The 11,571-nt window shown below is 73.2% G+C and carries 11 protein-coding genes; 2 read left to right on the top strand and 9 right to left on the bottom strand.

Annotated features, from left to right (window positions below; translation table 11 throughout):
* Positions 1-61: 61 nt before the first annotated feature.
* The 7 genes from ACWD4P_RS07340 to ACWD4P_RS07310 all read right to left on the bottom strand — a co-directional run bounded on the left by ACWD4P_RS07340 (position 62) and on the right by ACWD4P_RS07310 (position 7,231).
* Positions 62-1,744, bottom strand: coding sequence for a DoxX family membrane protein (locus tag ACWD4P_RS07340; protein ID WP_449778874.1), 1,683 nt, complete (start codon positions 1,742-1,744; stop codon positions 62-64).
* Positions 1,745-2,031: 287 nt separating this feature from the next.
* Positions 2,032-3,024, bottom strand: coding sequence for a 23S rRNA (guanosine(2251)-2'-O)-methyltransferase RlmB (rlmB, locus tag ACWD4P_RS07335; protein ID WP_359821249.1), 993 nt, complete (start codon positions 3,022-3,024; stop codon positions 2,032-2,034).
* Positions 3,025-3,161: 137 nt separating this feature from the next.
* A complete protein-coding gene (gene cysS, locus ACWD4P_RS07330) occupies positions 3,162-4,556 on the bottom strand; it encodes a cysteine--tRNA ligase (protein WP_359821246.1) in 1,395 nt (464 codons plus the stop codon).
* Between the two features lie 97 nt (positions 4,557-4,653).
* Complete coding sequence (locus ACWD4P_RS07325; protein WP_359821245.1) at positions 4,654-5,046, bottom strand: PPOX class F420-dependent oxidoreductase; 393 nt, start codon at positions 5,044-5,046, stop codon at positions 4,654-4,656.
* A gap of 142 nt (positions 5,047-5,188) precedes the next feature.
* Positions 5,189-5,707, bottom strand: a complete 519-nt coding sequence (ispF, locus tag ACWD4P_RS07320; protein ID WP_359821242.1) for a 2-C-methyl-D-erythritol 2,4-cyclodiphosphate synthase — start codon at positions 5,705-5,707, stop codon at positions 5,189-5,191.
* Positions 5,697-6,452: a 2-C-methyl-D-erythritol 4-phosphate cytidylyltransferase gene (ispD, locus tag ACWD4P_RS07315; protein ID WP_449778895.1), complete on the bottom strand. Its 756-nt coding sequence runs from the start codon at positions 6,450-6,452 to the stop codon at positions 5,697-5,699. The genes ispF and ispD overlap by 11 nt, the downstream gene beginning before the upstream one ends.
* 296 nt (positions 6,453-6,748) lie before the next feature.
* Positions 6,749-7,231: a CarD family transcriptional regulator gene (locus tag ACWD4P_RS07310; RefSeq protein WP_014136563.1), complete on the bottom strand. Its 483-nt coding sequence runs from the start codon at positions 7,229-7,231 to the stop codon at positions 6,749-6,751.
* Between the two features lie 427 nt (positions 7,232-7,658).
* Here ACWD4P_RS07310 and ACWD4P_RS07305 point away from each other — a divergent pair, with 427 nt between their 5' ends.
* A complete protein-coding gene (locus tag ACWD4P_RS07305; RefSeq protein ID WP_359821240.1) occupies positions 7,659-8,330 on the top strand; it encodes a DUF461 domain-containing protein in 672 nt (223 codons plus the stop codon).
* 103 nt (positions 8,331-8,433) lie between these two features.
* Here ACWD4P_RS07305 and ACWD4P_RS07300 read toward each other — a convergent pair whose 3' ends face one another.
* Together ACWD4P_RS07300 and ACWD4P_RS07295 are read right to left on the bottom strand one after the other, a co-directional pair.
* Positions 8,434-9,129, bottom strand: coding sequence for a response regulator transcription factor (locus tag ACWD4P_RS07300; RefSeq protein ID WP_031069385.1), 696 nt, complete (start codon positions 9,127-9,129; stop codon positions 8,434-8,436).
* 2 nt (positions 9,130-9,131) lie between these two features.
* On the bottom strand, positions 9,132-10,529 hold the full coding sequence (locus tag ACWD4P_RS07295) for a sensor histidine kinase (RefSeq protein ID WP_449778873.1): 1,398 nt from the start codon (positions 10,527-10,529) through the stop codon (positions 9,132-9,134).
* A 306-nt stretch (positions 10,530-10,835) separates the two neighbouring features.
* Between ACWD4P_RS07295 and phoU the strand changes: the two genes are divergently transcribed.
* Entirely contained in the window at positions 10,836-11,525 is a 690-nt protein-coding gene (gene phoU, locus ACWD4P_RS07290; RefSeq protein ID WP_359830323.1) for a phosphate signaling complex protein PhoU, read from the top strand.
* Positions 11,526-11,571 lie beyond the last annotated feature (46 nt).

Raw genomic sequence — 11,571 nt, 5'->3', positions numbered from 1 at the left:
GGACGCACGTCGGCCGGGCGCTCCCCCACGGAGCGCCCGGCCGATCGCCGTCACGGGGGCCTCAGGTCGCGGTAGGCGCCCCCGGGTGGGAGGCCGCCCGGCCGCCGGACAGATCGGACAGCGGTGCGCTGCCCAGCACCCCGCCGAGCAGCCCGCCGGAGCTGGGGCTGGACTTGGACGCCGGCCCCGCGCCGCCGGCACCCGGGGTGCTGCGCGACGCGGGAGCGGTGCCGCCCGAACCGCCGGCGGGGGCGGACGCGGCCGGGGAGGAGCCCGACCCGGCCTCCGGCTTGCCCGAGTGCCCCTTGCCGCTCGGCGTCGGGGTGGCGGGCTTGGAGGGTGTGGCGGCCGGCAGGGTGGTCGCGCTCGGTGTCGGGGTGGCCGGGCGCGGGGCGGCGGGCGGGGGCGTGGTGGACGTGCCCTTGCCGCCGGGGGCTCCGGAGGCTCCGGACGGGCCGCCGGACGGCCAGACCGGGGTGCCGTAGTCGGTGGCCGGACGGTCCGGTGCCTGGTGCGCCCGGGCGCCGGTGCGGACGGCGGCGCCGAGCATCGAGCCGAGCAGCAGGGTCAGGCCGACCACGACCGTGGTGACGACGGTGCCGCGGCGCAGCACCCGGCGGCGCAGCGCCCCGGACGCGTCCGCGCCGTACCGGCGCCAGGCCTCCAGGCTGAGCCGTCCGTCCAGTGAGGCGAACGGTGCCCCGGCGATCAGCAGCGGGCTCCACGCCGCGAGGAAGATCAGGTCCGGGGTGTCGTAGACCGGGACGGCCCGCCAGCTGACGGTGAACAGCAGCGCGGCGGAGAGCGCCATCGCCGCACCGGCGGCGAGCCGCTGCCAGAGGCCGAGGACGGTCAGCACGCCGACCACGATCTGGGTGAACGACACCACCAGGCCGGCGCCCACCGGGTGCGCCATGGCGAACGCCAGCAGCGGTTCGGCGACCTTCCAGGGGTGCAGCGAGGAGAGCCAGCGCATCATCGAGCCGCGCTCGCCACCGTCGAAGTACACCGGGTCGCAGAGCTTGCTGAACCCGGCGTAGACGGACAGCGCGCCGAGGACGGCGCGCAGCGGCAGCAGCACCAGGCCGAGGTCGACCCGGCGGCCGGGGTACCAGGGCTGCTTGCCCGCGGCGTCGACGGCGGAGACCTCGGGCAGTTCGCCGCTCGGGGTCCAGCCGTGCGGCTCGCCGACCGGCCCGACGCCCGCGTCGGTGGCGGTGCCGGTGCCCTCGCGCGGCTGGCGCGGGAGGGTCCGGACACCCGCGAGGGAGGGGAGCAGCTGGGTGTCGGGCTCGACCAGGCGGACGCCGCCGGCGGGGGTGCCGCCGAGGCGCACCGCTTCCAGCAGCTGGGTGGCCGCGAGGTCGCCGGGGGGCGCCTGGCCGGTCCAGGTGACGGCGGTGACCCGGCCCTTGCGGCGCGGCGCGCCACCGACCCCGGCCCCGGCCCCGGCCAGCGCGGGGACGGCGGAGGCGGCCACGACGACCTGCGGGGTGACCAGCGGACGGCGGATCAGGCCCTGGTTGGCGTACGGGTCGCCGAACGCGGCACCGGTGGACAGCAGTCCGGGCGGGGCGTCGATCAGCGGCGCCACCGGGGCGCCGAGCCGGAGCCGGAAGCTCGCCTGGGTGCTGCTGAGCCGCGAAGGGTCCGACTCCACCTTGACGGTGTTGAGGCCGGGGCCCGCGTCTATCCCGGTGCTGCCGTCGCCGAACAGGGGGCGCCGAGGTGTTCTGGTGTCCACGCCCGTCTAACCGGGTGACGGCCGCTTAGGACACTCTCCCGGGTGGAGGTCCGACGCACACTTGAAATGATCATGAAAAAAGCGATCGGGCCCGATCGGGCCCGATCGCCTTCACTCGCGTTGCGGGGAATTCGGAAGATCGCCTGCGCTCCGCACCCCCGCCGTGCTCAGCGCCGGACGCCCGGATTCAGCGTCGGACGCCCGAGCTCAGCACCCGGCGCCCGAGCTCAGCCCCGGACGCCCGCGCTCAGCGCCGGACGCCCGAGCTCAGCACTCGGCGCCCGTGCTCAGCGCTTGGCGCGCAGCCGCGCGGCCTCGTACAGCACGATGCCCGCCGCGACACCGGCGTTCAGCGACTCGGTCAGGCCGGACATCGGGATCCGGACCCGCATGTCGCAGGTCTCCGAGACCAGCCGGGACAGGCCCTTGCCCTCGCTACCCGCGACGATCACGACCGGACCGGTCAGCAGGTCCAGGTCGCCGATCTCGGCCTCGCCGTCGGCGGCCAGGCCGACGACCATCAGGCCGGCCTTCTGGTAGGCCTCCAGGGTGCGGGTCATGTTGGTGGCCCGGGCGACGGGCAGCCGGGCCGCGGCGCCGGAGGAGGTCTTCCAGGCGCCGGCGGTCATGCCGGCCGCGCGGCGCTCGGGGATGACCACGCCGTGCGCGCCGAAGGCGGCGGCCGAGCGGACGACGGCGCCCAGGTTGCGCGAGTCGGTCACGCCGTCCAGCGCGATGATCAGCGCGTCCTGGCCGGCGTCGGCGGCGTCCGCCAGCAGGTCGTCGGGGTGCGCGTACTCGTACGGCGGCACCTGGAGCACCAGGCCCTGGTGGTTCATCCCGCCGGTCATCTGGTCCAGCTGGGGCCGCGGGGCCTCCATCAGCGGGATGCCGCGGTCGTTGGCGGCCTGGAAGGCGTCGCGGACCCGGTCGTCGGTGTCGATGAACTGCTGGACGTACAGCGCGTTGGCCGGCACGTCGCCCTGCAGGGCCTCGACCACCGAGTTGCGGCCGAAGACCAGCTCGGCGCTGCCCGCGCCGCCGCGGCCGCCGCGACCGCCGCCGCCGGCCCGGCGCATGCCGGCCCGGGCCTTGGCGTCCCGCTCGCGCTTGACCGCGGCGTTGGCGGCCCGCTGCTTGGGGTGGCCCTTGCGCTCCTCGCCGGGCGGGGTCGGGCCCTTGCCCTGCAGGGCCTTCCGGCTGTGCCCGCCGGTACCGACAGACGCGCCCTTCTTCGATCCGGGGTTGCGGCGGTTCCTGCGCTGGCTGTTGCCGGCCATGGCTGTACTTCCTGTCTGTCCGGCATGCCCCGACCGCCCCGGTCTGCCCGGTGGCGGTCGACGGCATGCGCTACGTCATGCGGGAGGGCCGCACCGGTCCGGTACGGCCCACCCATCACCCCGATCGTCGGATGGGGTTACTGGCTGTTGATCGTCCAGCGCGGGCCGGACGGGGTGTCCTCGATCGCCAGCCCGGCCAGGCCGAGCTGGTCGCGGATGGCATCCGCGGTGGCGAAGTCCTTGCGCTCGCGCGCCGCCTGCCGCTGGTCCAGGACCAGACGGACCAGCGAGTCGACCACGCCGTGGAGGTCCTCACCGCGCTCCGCCCCGGCCCAGTGCCGGTCGAGCGGGTCGAGGCCCAGTACACCGAGCATCGCACGGACCTCGGCGAGTCGCGCCACCACGCTCTCCTTGTCGTCCGCGTTCAGGGCGCTGTTGCCCTGGCGGACGGCGGTGTGCACGACGGCCAGCGCCTGCGGCACGCCGAAGTCGTCGTCCATCGCCTCGGCGAAGGCCGGCGGCACCTCGGGCGCCGCGTCGACCGTGCCGCAGCGCTCCACGGCGCGCTGGACGAAGCCCTCGATCCGGCCGAAGCCGGCCTCGGCCTCGCGCAGCGACTCCTCGCTGTACTCGATCATCGAGCGGTAGTGCGGGCCCGCGAGGTAGTAGCGGAGCACGATCGGCCGCCACGCCCGGACCATCTCGGAGACCAGCACCGAGTTGCCCAGCGACTTGCTCATCTTCTCGCCGGCCATGGTGACCCAGGCGTTGTGCACCCAGAAGCCGGCGAAGTCGTCGCCGTAGGCCTTGGACTGGGCGATCTCGTTCTCGTGGTGCGGGAAGATCAGGTCCAGCCCGCCGCCGTGGATGTCGAAGGCCTCGCCGAGGTACTTGTGGGCCATCGCGGAGCACTCCAGGTGCCAGCCGGGACGGCCGCGGCCCCACGGGGTGTCCCAGCTCGGCTCGCCCGGCTTGGCGGACTTCCACATCGCGAAGTCGCGCTGGTCCCGCTTGCCGGTCTCGCCCTCGCCCTCGGGCTGGCGCAGGTCGTCCAGCTTCTGGTTGGAGAGCGCCAGGTAGTCGGGGTACGACCGCACGTCGAAGTAGACGTTGCCGTCGGCCGCGTAGGCGTGGCCCTTCTCGATGAGCCCGCGCATCATCTCGATCATCTCGGGGATGTGCCCGGTGGCCCGCGGCTCGACGGTCGGCGGCAGGCAGCCCAGCGCGTCGTAGCCGGCGTTGAAGGCCCGCTCGTTCTCGTAGCCGATCTGCCACCACGGCGTGCCGAGCTCGCGCTCCTTGGTGATGATCTTGTCGTCGATGTCGGTGACGTTGCGGACGAAGGTCACCTGGTAGCCGCGGTAGGCGAACCACCGCTGCATGATGTCGAAGTTGAGCCCGGACCGGATGTGCCCGATGTGTGGCGCCGACTGGACGGTAGCGCCGCACAGGTAGATCGAGACACAACCCGGTACAAGCGGGACGAAGTCGCGTACCTGGCGGGTGCTGGTGTCGTACAGACGAATGCTCACAGCGTCCAGCGTAGTGGGCAGCGGGGGGTGCCCCGCCACATTCCCCGGGAGGACGGGGGCGTGGTCCCGGGGAAACGGCGGGGCGGGGTCGGGTGGATCAGATGGTGCCGACCACCTTGCGCGGGGAGATCCGGACGACCACCCGGACGTCGTCCGGGCCGTCGAAGCCGTAGTCCTTGCCCATGTACTTGTGGGACAGCTCGTCGATCAGCTCGCGCCCGCCCTCGGTGGTCAGCGTGGCCTCGCCGCGCGCCTCGAAGTACTCGTACGGGTTGTCCTGCGAGTTGATCACGAGCGACAGGCGCGGGTCCCTGACCAGGTTGAGGTGCTTGCGGCGGCCCTGGACAGTGGAGAACAGGATGTCGTCGCCGTCCCGCTTGACCCAGACCACCGAAGCCTGCGGGCTCCCGTCGGGCTGGATCGTGGAGACCACGGCGAAGCTCTTGCTGTCGAGCAGATTCTTGACCTTGTCGGCGAGTTCGACACCCATCGGAAACCTCTTCTCGTCGCGGCTCGCGGCCCGAGCGGAAGCCCCGCGCGGGCCCGGGTCGAACACTAGCGACCCGGGCCCCCGGAACACCGGGTGAACACCCGTCAGGTACGGGTTGTTCCCGCCCCCCGGCACGAGCGGCTCAACGCCGTTCGTACACCAGGGCGGTGGCGATCGCGGCCAGGCCCTCGGCCCGGCCGGTCAGCCCCAGACCGTCGGTCGTGGTGCCGGAGACGGCCACCGGGGCGCCGACCGCCTCGGACAGCGCGGCCTGCGCCTCGGCCCGCCGCTTGCCGATCTTCGGCCGCACGCCGATCACCTGGACCGACACGTTGCCGATCTCGAAGCCCGCCGCGCGGACCAGCCGGGCCGCCTCGCCGAGCAGCTTCACCCCGGACGCGCCGGCCCACTCCGGGCGGTCGGTGCCGAAGTGGGCGCCCAGGTCGCCGATCCCGGCGGCCGAGAACAGCGCGTCGCAGGCGGCGTGGGCGGCGACGTCGGCGTCCGAGTGCCCGGAGAGGCCGTCCCCGGCGTCCGGCCAGTCCAGCCCGGCCACCCGGAGCGGGCGGCCGGCCTCGAAGGCGTGCACGTCGGTGCCGATCCCGACGCGGGGGATCACCGGGATCACGGGGATCACCGGGGTCTGCGGGTCAGTAGGCATCGGCGGCCCTCCTGCGGGCGAGTACGGCCTCGGCGAGCACGAGGTCCAGCGGACGGGTGACCTTGAACGCCTCCTCGTGGCCGGGCACCACGACGACCCGACCGCCGTAGCGCTCGACCAGGCCGGCGTCGTCGGTGACCGGGGGCGCGTCGGCGGTGCCGGCGCTCTCCTCGGCCAGCGCCTTGGCGTGCACCTCGACCAGGGTGGCCCGGTCGAAGCCCTGCGGGGTCTGCACGGCGCGCAGGGTGGCGCGCTCGGGCGTGTCGAGCACCGGCTCGGGGCCGCCCGGGTTGGGTTCGACCCGCTTCACCGTGTCGGCCAGCGGCACCGCGGGCACCACGGCGAGCGCCCCGGCCCGGACGGCGGCCGCGACGGCGTCCACCACCTCGACCGGGACCAACGGGCGGGCCGCGTCGTGCACCAGCACGATCCCGACCTCGTCCGGGATCGCGGCCAGGCCCAGCCGGACCGACTCCTGGCGGGTCGCCCCGCCGGCCACCACCCGGATGTCCTTGTCGTCCAGCCCGTGGCTGTCCAGCAGGGCGACCACCTCGGCCACCCCGTCGGCGGGGGCGGCGACCACGACCAGGCCGACCGCCCGGCTGCGGGCCAGGGCCCGGACGGCGTGCACCAGGAGCGGCACGCCCCCCAGTTCCCGCAGGGCCTTCGGGGCCCCGGGCCCCAGCCGCTCACCCCGTCCGGCGGCGGGCACCACTGCTGCTGCGACTGCTCCTGACGCGTTCAGGTTTCACTCCTTCGGCGAAGTGGGTATGGCCATGGCGTGCCCGGCGGGCGCACCGGGCCCCTTCCGAAGAACCACGGTCCACCGCCCGCCGCACAGCTCCGCAAGCTCCGCGCAACAGCGGGCGCAGAAACGGTCTTGCAAGCCTGGGCCGGCTCGGGCGGATGGCGTGGTCCGGACATGCCTCAGCGCCCGAAGTGCCACTGCACCACTCCCGGACGGTTCGTCCGAGAAGTGGTGCGCCGGCACCGGGCGCTGTGAGCGTTGGGCGGCAGCCCGACCGCACGAGCGGTGACGTGCTACGAGGCGAGGACCTCGTCGAGCAGCGTCTCCGCCTTGTCCTCGTTGGTGTTCTCCGCCAGCGCGAGCTCGCTGACGAGGATCTGGCGCGCCTTCGCGAGCATCCGCTTCTCGCCGGCCGAGAGGCCGCGCTCGCGCTCGCGGCGCCACAGGTCGCGGACGACCTCGGCGACCTTGATGACGTCGCCCGAGGCGAGCTTCTCCAGGTTCGCCTTGTAGCGACGGGACCAGTTGGTCGGCTCTTCCGTGTACGGTGCCCGCAGCACCTCGAAGACCCGGTCCAGACCCTCCTGGCCGACCACATCGCGCACGCCGACGAACTCCGCGTTCTCGGCGGGCACGCGGAGCGTCAGGTCTCCCTGCTGCACCTTGAGCACCAGGTAGGTCTTGTCCACACCTTTGATCTGGCGAGTTTCGATGGCCTCGATCAGCGCGGCCCCGTGATGGGGGTAGACCACCGTGTCGCCAACCTTGAACGTCATGTGACAGGACCCCTTCCGTGGCTTTCCAGAATAACACGGTTCGCGGCGCACCCGAAGGGCGTTTTCGCAGGTCAGGGCCGGTCTCGGGGCTTGACAAGGACCCCCATGACGTGCTGCGACCGATGTTCGAGAGGGGCTTCCCGCAGGTCGGAGGCGGTTCCAGGGTTCGACGAAACCCTTGCGCAACACCCCCGCAACCATGATTGGATCTTGAGCTTTCACCCCTTTTCCGGTCGCGACCCAATCGTTATTCGATCTTGGTCGAACCTTGTCCTCCGCGTGACCCGGACATGCCGAACGTACCGCCGGACGGCCCCCGGAGGCCCCCGGGAGTGCGACACGGGGACCACCCCGTGAGGAGCGCATAAGCGAGGTCGATAATCTGAGACCTGACCTTCCGACACGTGACCTAGGAGAAGCCGCCGCCGTGAGCCGCAGCCTTCGACGCGGCAGCATCGCCGCCATCGCCGCCATCGCCATCGCCTCGCTGTCCTCCTGCGCCGCCGGCAACACGCCGGACACCCTGCAGATCAAGCCGGACAACGCGGCGGCGACCCTCGGAACGAACCTCCGGCTGAACAACATCGTGGTCGTCACGGCGGAGGGCGCCTCCGGCGACCACACCGGCCCCGCGAACGTGGTCGTCAACATCGCGAACACCGCGACCACCCCGGCCGAGCTCCAGTCCGTCACCGTCGGCGGTGCCGCTGCCACCTTCGCGGACGCCGCCGGCGCTCCGCTGTCCGAGATCGTCGTCCCGGCCGGTGGCTCGGTGGTGATCGGCGGCCAGGGCAACCCGTCCGCCACCGCCGCCTCCGCGACCGTCCACGTCGGCGGCTTCGCCCCGACCGTCTTCACCTTCAAGGACGGCCAGAAGGTCGAGGCCCAGGCCGCCGTGAGCCCCGACTCGGGCGAGCACGGCCGCGGCCTCTACCAGGGCTTCGGGCCGACCCCGTCGCCGACCGCCACCCCCGCCAAGACCGCCACGCCCGGCGCCACCGCCCCGTCCGCCGGCGCCACCACCCCGGGCGCGCCGACCCCCGGTGCCGCCGTCCCGGCCGGCACCACCACCGCCCCGGGCGTCCCGGCCGCGCACTGACACCGCACCCCGCCCCCCGGCGGGCCCGCTCGGGCCCGCCGGAGCGACGCGAAGGCCCCCTCCGGCTGCTGCCGGCGGGGGCCTTCCGCGTGTTCGGGGCGGTTTACGGCTCGAACTTGTAACCCAGGCCGCGAACGGTGACCAGGTAGCGCGGCGCGCCCGGGTCCGGCTCGATCTTGGCCCGCAGGCGCTTCACGTGGACGTCCAGGGTCTTGGTGTCGCCCACGTAGTCCGCGCCCCAGACCCGGTCGATCAGCTGCATCCGGGTGAGCACCCGGCCCGCGTTGCGCAGCAGCATCTCCAGCAGGTCGAACTCCTTGAGCGGCAGGTCGACCTTGGCGCCGTCCACGGTCACCACGTGGCGGTCCACGTCCATCCGGACCGGGCCCGCCTCCAGGGCGCCCGGGCCGCCGCCGTTGTCGCCGGCGCCGCCGTCCTCGCCGCGGCGGCGCAGCACCGCGCGGATCCGCGCGACCAGCTCGCGGGTGGAGTACGGCTTGGTGACGTAGTCGTCAGCGCCTATCTCCAGACCGACGACCTTGTCGATCTCGCTGTCCTTCGCGGTCACCATGATCACCGGGACGTTGGACCGCACCCGGAGCTGGCGGCAGACCTCGGTGCCGGGCAGGCCCGGCAGCATCAGGTCGAGCAGGACGAGGTCGGCACCATTGCGTTCGAACTGCTCCAGGGCGTCGGGGCCGGTGGCGGCGACGGCCACCTCGAAGCCCTCCTTGCGGAGCATGTACGAGAGGGCGTCGCTGAACGACTCCTCGTCCTCGACCACCAGTACTCGGGTCACGATCAGGCCTCCGGGGCAAGCTGAGGGGTTGTGTCTGACAGGTGTTGTTCCCGCTCCCCGGCGGGGAGCGAACGGTCCGTACGGTCCGTGGTGAGGGTGCGGGGTGCGGCGGCGGGGCCGGCGGGGTCGCCGCCCGGCGTGCGGTCCGGCTCGTCGTCGAACGCGTTCTCGGACCCGTCCTCCCCGGGGGCCTGCCCGGCGGGCAGGCGGACGGTGAAGGTGGAGCCCTGGCCCTCGACGCTCCACACCGAGACGGTGCCGCCGTGCGAGGCCGCGACGTGCTTGACGATGGACAGGCCCAGGCCGGTGCCACCGGTCGCCCGGGAGCGGGCGGGGTCGACGCGGTAGAACCGCTCGAAGACCCGCTCGCGGTCCTTCTCGGAGATGCCGATGCCCTGGTCGGTGACCGAGATCTCGATGAGCTCGCCGTCCGCCTCCCCGAGCGCCGCGGCGCTGGAGATCCGCCGGGTGGCGATGGCCACCCGGGTGCGCGGCGGGCTGTAGTTGACGGCGTTCTCGACCAGGTTGCCGAGCGCGGCGGCGAGCTGGCCGCGGTTGCCGTGGAGGTAGAGGCCGGCGATGCCGCCGGCCGCGATCAGGATCTGCTTGGCGGCGGCCTGCTGGCGGCAGCGGTCGATCGCCTCGGCGATCAGCTCGTCCACCGCGACCGGCTCCGGGTCGATCATCAGCCGGTCGTCCTGGACCCGGGAGAGGTCGATGATCTCCTGGACCAGACTGGCCAGCCGGGCCGCCTCGACCTGCATCCGGCCGGCGAAGCGCTGCACCGCCTCCGGGTCGTCGGAGGCGTCGACGACCGCCTCGGAGAGCAGCGACAGGGCGCCGACCGGGGTCTTGAGCTCATGGCTGACGTTGGCCACGAAGTCCCGGCGGACGGCCTCGACCCGGCGCCGCTCGGTCTGGTCCTCGACCAGCACCAGCACCAGCCGGGAGCCCAGCGGGGCGACCCGGACGGAGACCGCGAGCGGCTCCGCCGCGCGGGCCGCGCCCGGCCGGGGCACCTCCAGCTCGACCTGGCGGATCTCGCCGTCCCTGCGGGTGGAGCGGGCCAGCGAGAGCATCTGGTCCACGGCGACGGCACCGCCGCGCACCAGGCCCATCGCGTACGCCGCCGAGCTGGCCTTGACCACCTCGTCGCCCTCGCCCAGCACGATCGCGCAGGAGCGGAGCACGGACAGCACGGTGTCGACCCCCGGCGGCAGCGGCGGCTCGGGATTGCCGGTGCCCAGCGGCTGGTACCGGCCGAGGTTCCTGCCGCCGGTTCCGCTGTACTTGCCCTTGGCCTGCTCGCGCTCGCTCCAGCGGAAGGCGATGGAGGCGGTGAGGCCTACGCCGAGCCCGGCTATGGCACAGGCAGCGGCGGCGGCCACGTTCACGTCCATGTGGCCAGCGTAAGCGTACGGCCAGGGCAGTCCCCAAGCGCTCGATCAAGGCATCGACCACGCGTTGCCGAGAATTCACCTTCAAGTGGCCGCCGATTCACCGGAGCGGCCGTGCTCCGTCGCCCTGACGGCCGAAAGTTGGCCACGCAGCCCGTGTGGGAGAGATCGGTGTGCCGAACAGCGGCCACCGGCTCGGGTGTGCGCGTACGATGCGCGCCACCAGCAGCGGTCACCCGGACACCGGAACGACGGTCGGACGGGCTGACCGGTCGGCACCGCCACCGACACAGCTACTGAGGAGAGAACATGCGCGACGCGTACCACGAGGAACTCGATGCGATCGGCGACAGCCTGGTCGAGATGGCCCGGCTGGTCGGCTCTGCGATGGGCCGCGCCACCACCGCACTCCTCGACGCGGACCTGGCGCTGGCGGAGAGCGTGATCGCCGCCGACGAGAAGGTCAACGAGCTGCACCACGAGCTGGAGAACCGGGCCATCGACCTGCTCGCCCGCCAGCAGCCGGTCGCCACCGACCTGCGCATCGTCGTCACGTCGCTGCGGATGAGCGCCGACCTGGAGCGCTGCGGCGACCTCGCCCGGCACGTCGCCAAGGTCGCGCGGATGCGCTACCCCGACACCGCCGTGCCGAGCGACCTGCACTCCACCGTCCTGGAGATGGGCCAGCTCGCCCAGCGCCTGGTGGCCAAGGCCGGCCTGGTCATCGCCACCAAGGACGTCGACAAGGCGCTGGAGATGGAGCAGGACGACGACGCGATCGACACCCTGCACCGCGAGCTGCTGTCGCACCTGATCGACGAGCGCTGGCACCACGGCATCGAGACCGCCGTCGACATCACCCTGGTCGGCCGCTACTACGAGCGCTTCGCGGACCACGCGGTGTCGGTCGCCAAGCGCGTGGTGTACCTGGTGACGGGGGAGCACGTGGCGGAGTTCGTGGCCGCCACCGAGGCAGCCGAGGCCGCGCCGGTCGACTGACCGCCGGTCGTGGTGCCGGCGGCTCACCCCGAGGGGTGAGTAAACC

Source organism: Kitasatospora sp. NPDC002543 (assembly GCF_053594915.1).
This window is presented reverse-complemented; position numbering and strand designations above follow the sequence as displayed.